Source organism: Pseudomonas sp. H3_A02 (assembly GCF_054671965.1).
In genome coordinates, this window is sequence record NZ_CP162807.1 from 512,937 (window position 1) to 529,450 (window position 16,514).

Annotated in this window: 16 protein-coding genes; 5 read left to right on the plus strand and 11 right to left on the minus strand. The window is 60.0% G+C overall.

The window, feature by feature from the left end:
* Positions 1 to 20 precede the first annotated feature (20 nt).
* From AB4N80_RS02150 to amaB, 8 genes are all read right to left on the minus strand, one after another.
* Positions 21 to 785, minus strand: coding sequence for an SDR family oxidoreductase (locus AB4N80_RS02150; protein WP_095963256.1), 765 nt, complete (start codon positions 783 to 785; stop codon positions 21 to 23).
* Positions 786 to 1,635: 850 nt separating this feature from the next.
* The gene (locus AB4N80_RS02155) at positions 1,636 to 2,352 is read right to left on the minus strand and encodes an ABC transporter ATP-binding protein (RefSeq protein ID WP_122567281.1); all 717 of its coding nucleotides are present in this window, start codon (positions 2,350 to 2,352) and stop codon (positions 1,636 to 1,638) included.
* Positions 2,349 to 3,221 carry an ABC transporter ATP-binding protein gene (locus AB4N80_RS02160; protein WP_122567282.1) on the minus strand — a complete coding sequence of 291 codons (873 nt, stop codon included), beginning with the start codon at positions 3,219 to 3,221 and terminating at the stop codon, positions 2,349 to 2,351. Before AB4N80_RS02160 ends, AB4N80_RS02155 begins: the two co-directional genes overlap by 4 nt.
* Positions 3,218 to 4,501 (minus strand): high-affinity branched-chain amino acid ABC transporter permease LivM, encoded by a 1,284-nt coding sequence (gene livM, locus AB4N80_RS02165; protein WP_122567283.1) that lies wholly within the window; start codon positions 4,499 to 4,501, stop codon positions 3,218 to 3,220. Before livM ends, AB4N80_RS02160 begins: the two co-directional genes overlap by 4 nt.
* A 3-nt stretch (positions 4,502 to 4,504) precedes the next feature.
* Positions 4,505 to 5,419: an ABC transporter permease subunit gene (locus tag AB4N80_RS02170; RefSeq protein ID WP_046064350.1), complete on the minus strand. Its 915-nt coding sequence runs from the start codon at positions 5,417 to 5,419 to the stop codon at positions 4,505 to 4,507.
* Positions 5,420 to 5,642: 223 nt separating this feature from the next.
* Positions 5,643 to 6,776 carry a branched-chain amino acid ABC transporter substrate-binding protein gene (locus AB4N80_RS02175; protein ID WP_122567284.1) on the minus strand — a complete coding sequence of 378 codons (1,134 nt, stop codon included), beginning with the start codon at positions 6,774 to 6,776 and terminating at the stop codon, positions 5,643 to 5,645.
* A 370-nt stretch (positions 6,777 to 7,146) separates the two neighbouring features.
* The gene (gene amaA, locus AB4N80_RS02180) at positions 7,147 to 8,430 is read right to left on the minus strand and encodes an L-pipecolate oxidase (protein ID WP_122567285.1); all 1,284 of its coding nucleotides are present in this window, start codon (positions 8,428 to 8,430) and stop codon (positions 7,147 to 7,149) included.
* 152 nt (positions 8,431 to 8,582) lie between these two features.
* Complete coding sequence (gene amaB / locus AB4N80_RS02185; RefSeq protein WP_072412016.1) at positions 8,583 to 10,073, minus strand: L-piperidine-6-carboxylate dehydrogenase; 1,491 nt, start codon at positions 10,071 to 10,073, stop codon at positions 8,583 to 8,585.
* Between the two features lie 180 nt (positions 10,074 to 10,253).
* Between amaB and AB4N80_RS02190 the strand changes: the two genes are divergently transcribed.
* The 3 genes from AB4N80_RS02190 (at position 10,254) to nadE (ending at position 13,434) form a co-directional block, all read left to right on the plus strand.
* Complete coding sequence (locus tag AB4N80_RS02190) at positions 10,254 to 11,162, plus strand: LysR family transcriptional regulator (protein WP_460080505.1); 909 nt, start codon at positions 10,254 to 10,256, stop codon at positions 11,160 to 11,162.
* Positions 11,163 to 11,375: 213 nt separating this feature from the next.
* Positions 11,376 to 12,602, plus strand: a complete 1,227-nt coding sequence (gene pncB / locus AB4N80_RS02195) for a nicotinate phosphoribosyltransferase (RefSeq protein WP_122567288.1) — start codon at positions 11,376 to 11,378, stop codon at positions 12,600 to 12,602.
* Between the two features lie 4 nt (positions 12,603 to 12,606).
* Positions 12,607 to 13,434: an ammonia-dependent NAD(+) synthetase gene (gene nadE, locus AB4N80_RS02200; protein ID WP_122567289.1), complete on the plus strand. Its 828-nt coding sequence runs from the start codon at positions 12,607 to 12,609 to the stop codon at positions 13,432 to 13,434.
* 615 nt (positions 13,435 to 14,049) lie between these two features.
* Here nadE and AB4N80_RS02205 read toward each other — a convergent pair.
* Together AB4N80_RS02205 and azu are read right to left on the minus strand one after the other, a co-directional pair.
* On the minus strand, positions 14,050 to 14,214 hold the full coding sequence (locus tag AB4N80_RS02205) for a hypothetical protein (protein WP_163006799.1): 165 nt from the start codon (positions 14,212 to 14,214) through the stop codon (positions 14,050 to 14,052).
* Between the two features lie 202 nt (positions 14,215 to 14,416).
* Positions 14,417 to 14,863 (minus strand): azurin, encoded by a 447-nt coding sequence (gene azu / locus AB4N80_RS02210; protein ID WP_122567291.1) that lies wholly within the window; start codon positions 14,861 to 14,863, stop codon positions 14,417 to 14,419.
* Positions 14,864 to 15,204: 341 nt separating this feature from the next.
* On the opposite strand from azu, the gene AB4N80_RS02215 reads away from it, so the two are divergent.
* Together AB4N80_RS02215 and AB4N80_RS02220 are read left to right on the plus strand one after the other, a co-directional pair.
* Complete coding sequence (locus AB4N80_RS02215) at positions 15,205 to 15,792, plus strand: LOG family protein (RefSeq protein ID WP_122567292.1); 588 nt, start codon at positions 15,205 to 15,207, stop codon at positions 15,790 to 15,792.
* 68 nt (positions 15,793 to 15,860) lie between these two features.
* On the plus strand, positions 15,861 to 16,049 hold the full coding sequence (locus AB4N80_RS02220) for a hypothetical protein (protein WP_057448273.1): 189 nt from the start codon (positions 15,861 to 15,863) through the stop codon (positions 16,047 to 16,049).
* Positions 16,050 to 16,122: 73 nt separating this feature from the next.
* On the opposite strand, the gene AB4N80_RS02225 is transcribed toward AB4N80_RS02220, so the two are convergent.
* Positions 16,123 to 16,500, minus strand: coding sequence for an NUDIX hydrolase (locus AB4N80_RS02225; RefSeq protein ID WP_122567293.1), 378 nt, complete (start codon positions 16,498 to 16,500; stop codon positions 16,123 to 16,125).
* Positions 16,501 to 16,514: the final 14 nt, after the last annotated feature.

A 16,514-nucleotide genomic window follows, 5' to 3' on the forward strand; every position in this document is an offset into this window, starting at 1 on the left:
CGATGAACGATAGCGCGGTCTTATGTTTTGTTGCGCTCAATGGCGAAACCAGCCCAGGTCTGGCTCACCGGCATCAGCTCCAGGCTGTTGATGTTGATGTGTGCCGGCGTGTTGAGCACCCAGAAAATCGTATCGGCGATGTCCTGTGGCTGGATCGGCTCGGCCCCGGCGTAGGTCGCGTTGTAGCGCTCCTGATCGCCACCGAAGCGCACCAGGGAGAACTCGCTCTCGCACAGGCCCGGCTCGATGTTGCTCACCCGCACGCCCGTGCCTTGCAGGTCGCAACGCAGGTTCAGGGAGAACTGTTTGACGAACGCCTTGCTCGCGCCATACACATGGCTGCCCGGATACGGGTAGTTGCCAGCGATGGAACCCAGGTTGACGATTCCGGCTCCACGGCCATGGGCGATCAGGCGCGGCAACAGCAGGCGGGTGCTGTAGAGCAGCCCTTTCACATTGGTGTCGACCATGGTGTCCCAGTCATCGAGGTCGCACTTGGGTGCCGGGTCGACGCCCAGGGCCAGGCCGGCGTTGTTGATCAGCCCGCGCAACTTGGCGAAGGACGGCGGCAGGTTGGCGATGGCCTCTTCCATGGCCTTGCGATCACGCACGTCAAGGACCAGGCCATGGACCTCGGTCTGCTTTGACAACTCCGCGCAGAGAGCATTGAGGCGTTCTTCACGACGACCGGTCAGCACCAGTTTCCAACCGGCCTCGGCAAAACGACGGGCACAGGCCTCACCAAAACCAGACGTTGCGCCGGTGATAAACAGGGTGTCAGACATCGTGTTCTCCTTGTTTGAACTTCAAAAGCCATTGAATGGAAATCGGTCCACAGCATGCCCGGCCTGGCACACCAGGGGCAAGGCTTGCGCATGAGCTTTTGGCCTACAGCTGCTCATAAAACAACCAATTCCCGCCAGGCCTTGCCCAACAAGGCCCGCAGCCGGTTGCGCGCACCTTATCCACAGGCACGTCCACAGTAATCGGGGGCAAGTGCAAACCCCACAAGCCGCTGTGCATAAGGCTTTGCGGGGTATTTGGAAAATTTTTTCGCTTGACCCTGCAAGCGAGGTTGTGCAGCGCGAGTTATCTGCTATAAGCCAGTGCGCGATGGGCGATGGCTCCAAGCCAGTAACGACGGCGCTCAGCGCAGTCTTTCCAGAGTTTAGTCACAGACTTATCCACAGGCTTGCCCACCGTCTTTCGAGCCCATTCCCGTGCTCATAAAAGTGTTGACAACAGCCGCTCCCGCTTGACCAAAAATGCCTGATCAAAAAACGATCACAACCCTGCAAGCCACGTATTCAAAGGCTTGCAGCCAGCTACTCCCACGTTACCCACAGCCAGTTCCACAGCAAACGGGGACAAGTCAAAACCGTGACAAAACAACTGTTTGCGGCGACTTTATGTCGCGGTTTCGCAGGGGCTCAGGATTGTTGTCCACAATTCTGAAAACGGTACAAATCCCTGTGGGAGCGAGCTTGCTCGCGATAGCGGTGGATCAGCCGACATTGATGTTGACTGAACCGCCGCTATCGCGAGCAAGCTCGCTCCCACAAGGGGGAAAGTGGTGGTTTGGAGAGATAAAAAAACCGGCGATTCCTCGCCGGTTTTTTCATTGCCGCAGTCGCTTCAATGCCCGCCCAGGTACGCGTTGCGCACCTCCTCGTTGGCGAGCAGTTCCTTGCCGGTGCCGGTCAGGCGGATTTCGCCGTTGACCATCACATAGGCCCGGTCCGACAGCTTGAGGGCGTGATTGGCGTTCTGTTCCACCAGGAAAATGGTCATCCCGGTGGAGGCCAGTTCACGCAAGGTGGCGAAGATCTGTTTCACCACGATCGGCGCCAGCCCCAGGCTCGGCTCATCGAGCAGCAACAACTTCGGCCGGCTCATCAATGCCCGAGCAATGGCGAGCATTTGCTGCTCGCCGCCAGACATGGTCATGGCCCGCTGGTTGCGCCGCTCCTTGAGCCGTGGGAACAGCTCGAACATGCGTTGCATGTCTTCGCTGGCGTACTTGTCACCGATGGGAATGGTGCCCATCAGCAGGTTTTCCTCGACGGTCATGTCAGGGAACACCCGCCGCCCTTCCGGCGACTGCGCAATACCGTGGGACGCAATGTAATGGGACGACTTGTGGGTGATGTCCACGCCCTGGTAAATGATCTGCCCACCCGCCGCTCGCGGCTGGCCGAAAATCGACATCAGCAGCGTGGACTTGCCGGCACCGTTGGAGCCGATCAGGCTCACGGTTTCCCCTTCACCAATGTGCAGCGAGACTTTTTTCAAGGCCTGGATCGGCCCGTAGAACACGTCCAATTCCTTGAGCTCGAGGATAGGTCCACTCATACCAGCTCCTCTTCGTCGGCACCCAGGTAGGCCGCAATCACTTTCGGATCGTTGCGAATCGCCTCAGGACCGCCCTCGGCGATCACGGTGCCGTGGTCCAGTACCACGATGTGGTCGGAAATGCTCATTACCATGCCCATGTCGTGTTCGATCAGCACTACGGTCAGATCGTGCTCGTCGCGCAGCAGCCGGATCATCGCGCTCAGCGCTTCGGTTTCCTGAGGGTTGAGGCCGGCGGCCGGTTCGTCGAGACAGATGATCTGCGGTCGGGTGCACATGGCCCGGGCAATTTCCAGACGCCGTTGCTGGCCGTAGGAAAGCTCCCCGGCGAGGCGGTTGGCACAATCCACCAAGTCCACCACTTCCAGCCAGTAGAAGGCATGGTCCAGGGCATCGCTTTCAGCCTTGCGGTAGCCCTTGGTGTTGAGGATGCCCGCCACCAAACTGCGATTGACCCACATATGCTGAGCCACCAGCAGGTTTTCCAACACCGACATTTCCTTGAACAGGCGAATGTTCTGGAAAGTACGCGCCAGGCCAGCGCGGTTCACCAGATGGGTGCCACCGAACATCTTGTAGTACATCCGGCTGGCGAAGGATTTCGGCGACACGAAGTCCGTCGGGCGAAATGCTTCGCCCAGCAGCTTGATGACGTTGGTCCGCTCGCCGCGCACATTGAGTTCGATCTTGCCACCCGTGGCCTTGTAGAACCCGGTCAGGCAGTTGAACACCGTAGTCTTGCCAGCACCGTTGGGGCCGATCAGGGCGAAGATCGAGTTGCGTTTGACTTGCAGGCTGACGTCGTTGAGGGCCTTGATCCCACCAAATTGCATCATCAGGTTTTCGACGGAGAGTACGACTTCGCTCATGGCGCTACTCCTTTACGCGGCGTCACACCTGTGCGGCTGATGCGGATCAACCCGCGAGGGCGCCAGATCATCATCAACACCATCAGTATGCCGAACAGCAGCACCCGATATTCCGCGAAGCCGCGCAGCAGTTCCGGGGCCACGGTCAGCACGAAGGCCGCAATCACCACGCCAATGGTCGAGCCCATGCCACCCAGCACCACAATGGCGAGGATCAGGGCCGATTCGAAGAAGGTGAACGATGTCGGGTTGACGAAGCCTTGGTAAGTGGCGAAGAACACCCCGGCCAAGCCGGCCGTCGAGGCGCCGATGGTGAATGCCGAGAGTTTGACCAGAACGTGGTTCAGGCCCATTGAGCGGCAGGCGATTTCATCTTCACGCAGGGCTTCCCAGGCACGACCGACCGGCATGCGGGTCAAGCGATGCTTGATGTACAGCACGGCCAGCACGACGAGGAACAACACCGCGTAGATGAAGTAATACTTCACGTCCGGGTTGTAGGCGATGCCGAAAAACTCATGGAAAGGTATGCCGCCGTCCTTCGCTCTTTTACCGAGCTCCAGGCCGAAGAAGGTTGGCAGTGGTGCCGGCATGCCATTCGGGCCGCCGGTCAGGGACAGCCAGTTATTGAGGACCAGCCGGATGATTTCACCAAAGCCCAGGGTCACGATTGCCAGGTAGTCACCGTGCAGGCGCAATACCGGGAAACCGAGGATGCAGCCGGCCAGCCCCGCCGTGATCGCGGCCAATGGCAGCACTGTCCAGAAACCCAGCCCCAAGTATTGATACCCGAGAGCCAGTCCATAGGCACCGATGGCGTAGAACGCCACATAACCGAGGTCAAGCAGACCCGCCAGGCCCACCACGATGTTCAACCCCAAGCCGAGCAGTACGTAGATCAGCCCAAGGATGACTACGCCCAGCAGGTACGAGTTGGAGAAAAACGGGAACACCACGGCGATGACAATCACCAGCGGGATGATCCAGCGCAATCGGGTCTTGTAGTCAGGTGGCAGTACATGAACCCCGGAGCCAGTGCTTTCGAAGCCTTCAAGAATTTCCAGGCCCTTGGGCGTTTGCAGGAACAGGCCCAGGGCAAAGCGGCCAGCCATGACGATGGCGACAATCCAAGCCACCCGAGTCGTTTCCATGTTGAAGCCGTAGCCGTCCAGGACTACGCCGACAATCGGGCCGAACACAATCAGGGCGACCAGACCGGCAAGAATCGCGTCAACCAGGCTTCTTTTGAGATCAATGGTTTTTTTAGTGGTTGAAGACATCGCTTACACCTTCGACACAAGAGGACGGCCGAGCAGGCCTTGGGGCCGAAAGACCAGAACGAGAACGAGCAGCGAGAAGCTGAAGACGTCTTTGTAGTCCGAGTTGACCAGGCCCGAGAACAGCGACTCGGAGATCCCGAGAATGATCCCGCCGAGCATCGCCCCCGGCAATGAGCCGATCCCGCCGAGGACCGCTGCGGTGAATGCCTTGATGCCAATGATGAATCCGGCATAGAAGTCGAACGTGCCGTAGTTCATGGTGATCAGCACGCCGGCCAGGGCCGCCATCGCGGCACCGATGATGAATACGTAGGAAATCACGCGGTCGGTATTGATCCCCAGGATCGAGGCCATCTTGCGGTCTTGCTGGGTCGCGCGGCACATGCGGCCCAGCTTGGTGTACTTGATGATGTAGGTCAGCAGGGCCATCCCCGCAAACGCTGCGATCAGAATGAAAACCTTGGTGTAAGTCAGTTGCACGAATCCTGTGCCGACTTCAACGCGCCAAGCCCCCGTCAGCAGGGTTGGGACGCCTTGTTGCTTCGCACCCTGGGCGATCTGTGCATAGTTTTGCAGGATCAGCGAAATACCGATGGCGCTGATCAGCGGTGCCAGGCGGGTAGAGTTACGCAGGGGTTTGTAGGCGACACGTTCGATGACCCAGCCATACACCGCCGTGACGACGATGGTGAAGATCAGCGTACCGAGCATCAGCAGGGGAAAGGATTCAATACCGAAGTATGCCAGCAGAGCCAGACTGATCGCCGCGAGGTACGCAGAGATCATGTAAACCTCGCCATGGGCGAAGTTGATCATGCCGATGATGCCATAGACCATTGTGTAGCCGATGGCGATCAGGCCATAGACCGACCCGAGGGTCAGGCCGTTGACCAGTTGCTGCAGGAAAATACCATCCATAACGCAATCTCACGCAGTGAGAACCTGCACACCCTTGAGTGTGCGGTTCTTCTAAGGAAAATACAGATTTACGTCGGAGCAATGTCAGTCAGAACACTACATCCCTTGTGGACGCTGGCCTGCCAGCGAGAGCGGACGGACATTCAACAAAGATGTCGCCTGTCAGTCCGCCATCGCGAGCAGGCACGCCCCACATGGAATCGGGGGATCTAGCCGATCGTGTTTACTTCTGTTTTTCCAGCTGGTGGTATTTGCCGTCCTTGTCCCACTGGTAAACCACGTAGTCGGAGACTTTCAGGTCGCCCTTGGCGTCCCAGGTCTTCTCGCCCATCACGGTCTTGACTGGGTTAGCCTTGAGCCACTTGGCCGCAGCTTCGCCATCGTTTTTCTTGGCGCCATTAAAGGCCGCCGCGAGGGTCTGAACCGAAGCGTAGGCGTACAGGGTGTAGCCTTCCGGCTCAGTGCCCTTGGCACGGAATGCATCCACTACAGCCTTGCTGTCTGGCAGCAGGCGTGGGTCGGCACCGAAGGTCATCAGCACGCCATCGACAAATTGCGGGCCGCCAGCGGTGGTGACCAGCTCGTCGGTCACGATACCGTCGTCGGACATGAACTTGACGTCTTTGAGGCCTTGCTCACGCAGTTGACGAACCAGGGGACCGGCTTCCGGATGCAGACCGCCGAAGTAGACGACGTCGGCACCGGCGCCGCGGATCTTGGTGACGATGGTGCTGAAGTCTTTTTCACCACGGGTCAGGCCTTCATACAGCACTGGCGTCACGCCGCGCTTGGCCAGTTGAGCCTTGGTCGCATCCGCCAGGCCCTGGCCGTAGGTGTCCTTGTCATGCAGCACAACGACTTTCTTGCCCTTGAGCACGTCGACAATGTAGTCGCCGGCGACGATGCCCTGCTGGTCATCACGCCCGCACATGCGGAACATGGCGCTCAGGCCGCGCTCGGTAACAGCCGGGTTGGTCGAACCCGGGGTGATTGCGATGATGCCTGCTTCGTCGTAGATCTCGGAAGCCGGAATGGTCGACGAGGAGCAGAAGTGACCGACCACGCCCGCCACTTTCTGGTTGGTCAGGTCCTTGGCCACGGTAACAGCCTGTTTCGGTTCGCAGGCGTCATCGCCCTTGACCAGTACGATCTTCTCGCCGTTCACGCCACCCGCCGCGTTGACCGCATCGGCCGCTGCCTGCGCCCCCTTCATGTACTGCTCGCCAAATGCCGCGTTGGCGCCGGTCATCGGCCCCGCCACACCAATTTTCACATCAGCTTGAGCAAACGCAGAAACACCCAGTGCAGCTGCCACTGCGAGGGCCAGGAAACCTTTCTTGTAAAACGTCTGGGACATGAGGTGGTGCTCCAAGGTTTTTTTTAGTTGGCACTGCGACTTCATTTCACTGAGAAGCTCAGAGCAAGGGCCGTGCCATCGGTTTTTTATTCTGAAAAAAGTCGCTGCTTTATTGTTATTTCGACTGTTTCGGGCCCTTTTTCATGGGGCGTGCAACCGTCTAAACCGCGTGAGGTGCAACCTTTTATCTAAATAGGTGAAACCCTCCCTGAGCCATCATTGCAACCATCGCACGAAACGACGTGCAACCACTGTGTAACAACCCACGTCACCGAACTGCACACTGTCGGTGCGCGACTGCTACAACCCGCACCATAACAGGCTAGACGCTACGCCGGAAAACGCGGCTTCCAGCAACAATTTTCAACACTCAAATGACGATCCGCAGGCACTGGCCCGCGTGATACAGCGAAAAGCCCGCCTCATACAGGCAGCTGCGCAACCCCACCCCGGCCAACGACTGCATGGGCGCGAACGGGATCGGCAGGGCCTGGGCATTGCCGTGACACAGGTAATCGGCGAACGCCTTGCCCACCACCGTGCCGGTGGTCACGCCCCGGCCGTTGTAGCCGGTCACGGCCACCAGCCCCGGAGCGGGTTCGAACAGGCGCATCAAATGATCGGGGGTGAAGGCGATGCAACCGGTCCAGGTGCACTCCCACTCCACCGGCTTGAGATAAGGAAAATAGTGTTGCTGCACCCGGTCGGCCCAAGCCTTGAGAAACCAGGTCGGCTTGCGGTTGCCGTTGCCCAGGCTGCCCAGCAGCAAACGGCCGTCCTTGTCCCGGCGGATGCTGCTCAACACCTGGCGGGTATCCCACGAACCCTGCCCGCCCGGCAGAATGCGTTGGGCGGCATCGTCGGCCAGCGGGACGGAAGCGACCTGATAGTAATAACCGGGGAAAAAATTGCGCCGCAGTTCGGTCCAGTCACCCTCGGTGTAGGCATTGGAGGCAATCACCACCTGCTCGGCCAGCACCGAACCCTGGGCGGTCTGCACCGACCAGCGCTGGCCTTGGCGTTCCAGGCGCGTCACCGACGAATGGTCGAACAACTGGCCGCCCAGGTCCGTGGCGGCCTTGGCCAGCCCGCTGGTGTAGGCCATCGGATTGAGCGTGCCGGCACGGCGGTCGAGCAATGCCGCGGCGATTTTCGCCGTGCCGGTGGCCTCGGCACAGGCCTGGCCGGTGAGCAACTCCACCGGGGCGCCACGGCGTTTCCATTGTGCTTCGCGACTGCGCAGGTCGGCCTCGCCCCGGGCGTTATGGGCCATGTGCAAGGTGCCTTCGCGGCGCAACTGGCAATCAATGTTGTATTTATCGATGAGGCTGAACACCAGGGCCGGTGCGGCGCCCAGCATGCGGTTGAGCTGGCTGCCCACCGCCTCGCCGAATCCGGCCTCGATGTCATCCGGCGGGATCCACAGCCCGGCGTTCACCAGGCCGACGTTACGCCCCGATCCGCCATGCCCGGCGCGGTGGGCTTCCAGCACAGCCACGCGCTTACCTTGTTCAAGCAAGTGCACCGCCGCCGACAGCCCGGTGAACCCTGCACCGATCACACAGACATCGACCGTGATTTCGCCGGTGAGGGCAGTGTTTTCAGGCCTTTGCGGCGTCAGTTTTTCCCACAGACATTCTTCGCGTAACGGCATTGCCAGACTCCGAAAAAGAAACCCAACCATCACACTATTCAGTGTGGGAGCGAGCTTGCTCGCGATAGCGGTCTGTCAGTCACATCTTATTGAATGTGCCGCCGCCATCGCGAGCAAGCTCGCTCCCACAGGGGATTTTCGTTGGCTCGACCTCAGTCGAAGGTAATCCCCTGGGCCAACGGCAACTCCAGCGAGTAGTTCACGGTGTTGGTCTGGCGCCGCATGTAGCCGCGCCAGGCGTCGGAGCCGGACTCGCGACCGCCGCCGGTTTCTTTTTCTCCACCGAATGCGCCGCCGATTTCCGCGCCGCTCGGGCCGATGTTGACGTTGGCGATGCCGCAGTCGCTGCCCACCGCCGACATGAACTGCTCGGCTTCACGCACATCGGTGGTGAAGATGCAGGACGACAGGCCCTGGGGCACGGCATTGTTCAAGTGCAGGGCCTCGGCAAAGTCCTTGTAGCCAACCACGTACAGGATCGGTGCGAAGGTTTCGTGGCGCACCACATCACTCTGCTCGGGCATCTCGACAATGGCTGGCGAGACGTAATAGGCATTCGGGAACTGGTCTTCGAGCTGGCGCTTGCCACCGAACACCCGCCCGCCTTCGCTCAAGGCCTGCTCCAGCGCGTCCTGCATGCCGTCGAAGCTGTGCTTGTCGATCAACGGCCCGACCAGATTGCCTTCCAGCGGATGGCCGATGCGCACTTTCGAATAAGCGGCCTTGAGGCGGGTGACGATCTCTTCCTTCACCGACTCATGGGCGATCAGCCGGCGCAGAGTGGTGCAACGCTGACCGGCGGTGCCGACGGCGCTGAACAGGATGGCGCGCACGGCCATGTCCAGGTCGGCGCTCGGCGCCAGGATCATGGCGTTGTTACCGCCCAGTTCGAGAATGCTGCGGGCGAAACGCGCGGCGACTTTCGGTGCCACCTCACGGCCCATGCGAGTGCTGCCGGTGGCGCTGATCAAGGCCACGCGCGGGTCATCCACCAAGGCTTCACCGGCATCGCGACCGCCGATGATCACCTGGCTCAGGTACGGCGGTGCGTCGCTGAAGTTCTTCAGCACGCGTTCGAACAGCGCCTGGCACGCCAGGGCGGTGAGCGGGGTCTTTTCCGAGGGCTTCCAGATCACCGAGTTGCCGCAGACCAGGGCCAGCGTGGTGTTCCAGGCCCAGACCGCGACGGGGAAGTTGAAGGCACTGATCACCCCGACCACGCCCAACGGATGCCAGGACTCACGCATGTGGTGGCCCGGGCGCTCGGAGGCGATGGTCAGGCCGTACAGCTGGCGGGACAGGCCGACGGCGAAGTCGCAGATGTCGATCATCTCTTGCACTTCACCCAGGCCTTCCTGGGTGATCTTGCCAGCTTCCCACGACACCAGCTCGCCAAGATCGGCCTTGTATTCACGCAGCAGGTCGCCGAATTGACGCACCAGCTCGCCGCGACGCGGGGCCGGTACTTGGCGCCACAGGTCAAAGGCGTGTTCGGCACGGCTGACCTGCTGCTCGACTTCAGCGGCGCCTTCCCAGTTCACGGCACCGATGCGACTGCCATCGATAGGCGAATGCACCGGCTGTGTGCCGCCCTGGTACAGGGCCGGATTGACGCCCAGACGATCAAGCAATGCAGCAACCATGGGGTAACTCCTCTAAACGAGCGATGAAGGATTGGCAGACGGACAATTACCGTCTACTCAGGCCTCTAGTTTTAGCTGGCTCGAGTCTTGCCAACAAACGACCATTAAGCGAGATATCATTCCGTTTATTCATGCTGCCCCTGTCTCGATTTATAGAGCAACAAGAAAAAGGCCCTCGTCATGCTCAATAAGCGCTATTTGCCGTCGATCACCGCACTCCAGTGCTTCGAAGCCGTGACCCGCCACCTGAGCTTTACCCGTGCCGCCGAAGAGCTCCATCTGACCCAGAGCGCCGTCAGTAAACAAGTCGCCCAGCTTGAGGAGTTGTTGCAGCACCTGCTGTTCCGGCGCGTGCGCCGTCGCTTGCAGCTGACACCGGCCGGAGAGTTGTACTTGGGGGAAGTGCGAAAAATCCTCACCCAGGTGGAGATGTCCACCCACTACCTGCGTTCCTACGGCGGCGATACCGAAGTGCTGCGTGTCTCCACGCCTCCAACGTTCGGCGCCCGCTGGCTGGTGCCCCGCCTGAAGGGTTGGCGCCTGCGCCATCCGAAAATTCATCTGGACCTGTGCAGCGAGCAGGAAGCCGACGACTTGCAGCAGGGGCGCAGCGACTTGGCGTTCTACTTCGGCCAGGGTTCACGCCCTGGCACCGAATCCCTGAGATTGTTCGACGAAGAGCTGGTGCCAGTCTGCGCCCCCGGCAGCCTGCCTGAGCAACCCTTCACCGACCCGACCCAATTGGCCGAGCTGGTGCTGCTGCAAAACGCTTCGCGGCCCCAGGCCTGGCACGACTGGTTCGACAGCCAGGGCTACCACACCGAACACAGCTACCACGGGCCGCGTTTCGAAACCTTCTACATGTGCATCCGGGCCGCCCAGGTCGGCTGCGGCGTCGCCTTGCTGCCACGGTTTCTGGTGGAAGAAGAACTGGCCGACGGCAAACTGGTCATCCCCTGGCCCCACGCGATGCCTAGCACCAGCGCCTATTACCTGGCCTACCCGGAACATTCGGCGGAAGTGCCCAAGGTACGGCTTTTTGTGGAGTGGATGCTGGAACAGATCGACAGCCCGGATACACCGCAATAGCGGCAGCCAACACAACACCCTGTGGCGAGGGAGCTTGCTCCCGCTGGGCCGCGCAGCGGCCCCCTACCATACGGGCGCTGCGCACCCGAGCGGGAGCAAGCTCCCTCGCCACAAAAAACACTGGCAATACCCACCACGGTTATGCGCCACTAGCCGTTCACTAAAAACCGCCGAACCTCACTGCCCACTGCCGCGGCCTGTCTGGAGAACCCTATGAGCGAGAGCGTATTTGCCGATCGTATCGTGCAGAACCTGCTCGACACCGACTTCTACAAACTGACGATGATGCAGGCGGTGCTGCACAACTACCCCAACGTCGAAGTCGAGTGGGAGTTTCGTTGCCGCAACAGCGAAGACCTGCGTCCGTACCTGGCGGAGATCCGCTTCCAGATCGAGCGCCTGGCGGAACTGAACCTGAGCGCCGACCAGTTGGGTTTCCTGGAGCGCATCAGCTTCCTCAAGCCGGACTTCCTGCGGTTCCTGGGGCTGTTTCGCTTCAACCTGCGCTACGTGCACACCGGTATCGACAACGGTGAGCTGTTCATCCGCCTGCGCGGGCCGTGGCTGCATGTGATTCTGTTCGAGGTGCCGCTGCTGGCCATCGTCAGCGAAGTGCGCAACCGCTATCGCTACCGCGAAATCGTCCTGGAGCAGGCCCGCGAGCAGTTGTATCGCAAGTTCGACTGGCTGAGCGCCAACGCCAGCGCCGATGAGCTGTCCGAATTGCAAGTCGCGGATTTCGGCACCCGTCGGCGGTTTTCCTTCCGCGTCCAGGAAGAAGTGGTCAACGTGCTCAAGCATGATTTCCCCGGGCGTTTCGTCGGCACCAGCAATGTGCACCTGTCTCGGGAACTGGACATGAAACCCCTGGGCACCATGGCCCACGAGTGGATCATGGCCCACCAGCAACTGGGTCCGCGACTGATCGACAGCCAGATCGCCGCCCTCGATTGCTGGGTGCGCGAGTACCGGGGCCTGCTGGGGATCGCCCTCACCGACTGCATCACCATGGACGCCTTCCTCAAGGATTTCGATCTGTTCTTCGCCAAGCTGTTCGACGGTTTGCGCCATGACTCCGGTGACCCGGTGATCTGGGCCGAAAAGGCCATTGCCCACTACCACAAGCTCGGCATCGACCCGATGAGCAAGACCCTGGTGTTCTCCGATAGCCTGACATTGCCCAAATGCCTGGAGATTTTTCGGGCGTTGCGTGGTCGCATTAATGTCAGCTTCGGTATTGGCACCAACCTGACCTGCGACATCCCGGGTGTCGAGCCCATGAGCATCGTGCTTAAAATGATCAGCTGTGACGGGCAACCCGTGGCCAAGATTTCAGACGAGCCCGGCAAGACCCACTGCAAGGACCCGAATTTCGTCGCCTACATGCGACACGTTTTCCAAGTACCTGCCGCCCTTTCTGACACATCAAGCAAGGAGTGAATTCATGCAAGCCGTACAGCGTGAGATTGCTGAACAGCTCAAGGTCCAGCCACCGTTCGCCGATGACGCCGCCCTCAAGGCCGAGATCGCCCGGCGAGTGAGCTTTATCCAGGATTGCCTGGTCAATTCCGGGCTCAAGTCCCTCGTGCTGGGCATCAGCGGTGGCGTCGACTCGCTGACCGCCGGGCTGCTGGCCCAGCGTGCCGTGCGCGAACTGCGGGAGAAAACCGGTAACGCGGCCTATAAGTTCATCGCTGTGCGCCTGCCGTACGAAACCCAGTTCGACGAGCATGAAGCACAGGCCTGCGTGGACTTCATCGACCCGGACGAGCGCCATACCGTCAATATTGGCCCGGCGGTCAAGGCCTTGGCCGAGCAAGTCGCGGCGTTCGAAGGCAAGGCGGTGGTCTCGCGGGATTTCGTGCTGGGCAATACCAAGGCGCGGATGCGCATGCTGGCGCAATACACCATCGCTGGGGCCGAGCAGGGCCTGGTGATCGGCACCGACCATGCGGCCGAAGCGGTCATGGGTTTTTTCACCAAGTTCGGTGACGGCGCCTGCGACCTGGCGCCGTTGAGCGGCCTGGTGAAAAACCAGGTCCGGGCCATCGCCCGTGACTTTGGCGCACCGGAATCGCTGGTGGAAAAAGTCCCCACCGCCGATCTTGAAGACCTGTCGCCAGGCAAGCCGGACGAAGCTTCCCACGGTGTGACCTATGCCGAGATCGATGCTTTCCTGCACGGCCAACCGGTTCGCGAAGAGGCGGCCAGGATCATTTGTGAGACCTATCGTAAGACTGAGCACAAGCGGGTGATGCCGTATGCGCCGTAAGCGGTAAGCGGTAAGCTCGCGATAGCCGAGAGGCGTGGTTTGGTGTGTATATCCGTTGCTGCGGTAACGGCTGCTGGCGGTTCCGCCCTTACGGCGGGTCACTTTTGAAGAGCGCAAAAGTAACCAAAACGCTCTTGCCCCACCACTCGGCACCTCGCCTAGGCTCGGTGTGCCCTCACTCCGGCATTGCTCCGTGGGCCCGCCGCGAAGGGCCATCCATGGCCCAGCGCGGCTATCCCGGCATCCATGCCGGGATGCCCACTGCGCAATGCCTGCGTTCGGCCAGCGTGGTTTAACGGGGCGCCCAGATCAAGATCAAGATCAAGATCAAGAGCCAAAGCAAGAGCAAGAGCAAGAGCAAGAGCAAGAGCGGGACATATCCCAGCATCTATTTAGCTGAACCACCGCTATCGCGAGCAAGCTCGCTCCCACAATGGGCCTGTGGTGAACACAAGACTTATGAGCACCCAAGATCACCTGTGGGAGCGAGCTTGCTCGCGATGAGGCCAGCAAACCCAACATCCCTGTGACTGAACCACCGCCATCGCAAGCAAGCTCGCTCCCACACTCATCCCACAGGAAAAAACGCGGTCCCACCAAGAGCCAGGTCGGCTCTCAGGCCGCCTCGCGGTGGACGTTGATCTCGGGCGCCCCGTTAACCACGATGGCTGAACGAAGGTATTGCGCAGTGGGCATCCCGGCATGGATGCCGGGATAGCCGCGCTGGGCCATGGATGGCCCTTCGCGGCGGCCCACGGAGCAATGCCTTCGTTCAGGCATGCCGAGCCTAAGCGAGGCACCGAGTGGTGGGGCAAGAGCGTTTTGGTTACTTTTGCGCTCTTCAAAAGTGACCCGCTGTAAGAGCGGAACCCTAAGCCGCCGTTACGCAAAAACGGATATACACACCAAAGCCGAGCTTTCTAAAAAAAACGGCGCTTCCCATTTCTGAAAGAAGCGCCGCTTTTTTTGTGCCTGAAACGGATCACTTCAGGGTAACAGTGCCTTTCATCATCGAGATATGGCCCGGGAACGAGCAGAAGAAGCCGTACTTCTCGGAAGCACTGAGTTTCGACACATCGAAGGTCACCGAGTCGGTTTCCTTGGCACCAATGAGTTTGGTATGGGCGATGATGCGAGCATCACCTTCTTTCAAGTAGTTCTTGTCGATACCAGCGGCCAGGCCATCGGTGGCGATCGGCTGCATGTCAGCCTCTTTGCTCAGCACCCAGTTATGGCCCATGACGTTTTTCGGCAGGCTGCCCGAGTGCGTCAGCTCAACGGTGAACGTCTTGCAACTCTTGTCGATCTCGATGGCCTTGGTATTGAAGGACATCTGGTCAGTCGAGTCGATGGTGGTCTTGCACTCCGCTGCCATCAGTTGGCTGCTGGCCAGCGTCAACAGGGATACTGCAACAAGTTTGGCAAACATCGTGAATCTCCAAGGCATGGTTAACAAAAATCCGTCAAAGGGGAAGACTGCCTGAATTTGAGACAAGTTCCTATGACCTGAGTCAAAGATTGTATACAACTTAAGGCTATCAGCCTGATGGACATAATCAACCAGCCATAAGTATGACGCGCCCCTATGATCAGCCCCATCACCTCCTGGAGCGATCGTCATGAACCTCAATAGCCTGTTGTGCAGTTTGCTCGCCGCCTACGCCTGTGGCGCCAGTGGCACCTATGAAAAACCCCAGCGCGAGGTTTAAGTCCTTTGCGCAGCCTAGGCCAGGCTTTACTCTGGAGCGGTGACTGACCACGGAGTAAAGCATGTCCATCGCGTCTGTTTGTGTATTTTGCGGCGCCAGCACTGGCACCGACCCAGCGTATCGTGAAGCGGCGCAGGCCCTCGGGCAGGCGTTGGCTGAACGAAAATTGACCCTGGTCTACGGCGGCGGCGCCGTCGGCCTGATGGGTGTCGTCGCCGACGCGGCCCTGGCGGCTGGCGGCGAAGTCATCGGCATCATCCCGCAAAGCCTGAAGGATAAGGAAATCGGCCACAGCGGTCTGACCCGTCTGGAAGTGGTGGACGGCATGCACGCCCGCAAGGCGCGCATGGCTGAACTCAGCGACGCCTTCATCGCCCTGCCCGGCGGCCTCGGCACGCTGGAGGAGTTGTTCGAAGTCTGGACCTGGGGCCAGCTCGGCTACCACGGCAAACCGCTGGGGCTGCTGGAAGTAAACGGTTTCTACAGCAAGCTCACCGCTTTTCTCGATCATATCGTCGGCGAAGGCTTCGTCCGCGCGCCCCATCGTGACATGCTGCAAGTGAGCGAATCCGCGCAGAACCTGCTCGATGCCCTGAACGAATGGCAACCGTCCGTGCAACCAAAATGGGCCGAACAAAAACCCAGCTAACGGCTCGGCCCCGATACAGGGCAGAATATGCGCCGCTCAACCTCACCTTCGACCCCAGAGGATCGCCCATGGCCAAACCCAATTATTCCTTCGCCAAACGTCAGAGAGACTTGGCCAAGGAGCAGAAGAAAGAGGAAAAGCTGCAGCGCAAGAAAGCCACAGCTGAAGAAGAAGCCGCACTGACCCCGGATACCGAAGGCGAAGTAGCAGCAGAAGATGATGTTGATGCACCGAAAGATCAGGCTCCCGACGCCTGATACCCCCAGGGCCCGATGATCCGATCCGGCCCCCCGGTTCTGTGACCAGGGCCGGCAGCCCCGCTGCCGACCCTTACAATCCCAGCGCGTTGATAATCGACTGGCGATAACCCGCAGGCAGGTTCACCGGCAATTGGTCCGGCGCGAACAGGCCGATCTCCTTGTGCTCATGACTGATGGTCGGCACGAAACCGCCCAGCAACTGGCAGCGGTACGTGGAGATGAAGACGTGCTTGCCGGGAATGACTTCGAACAAGTACGAATCCAGCGGCGCCCCCACGCTCACCTCAACCGCCAGCTCCTCGGCAATTTCCCGCGCCAGGCATTGCGGCGCCGTTTCGCCCAGCTCGATTCGTCCGCCGGGCAATTCCCATTCATCGCGCTCGTTGAGCATCAGCACGATCAGGCCTTCGGGGGATTGCAGTACACCTTTGATGGATACCGGGAACATGGGGAAACCTCCTC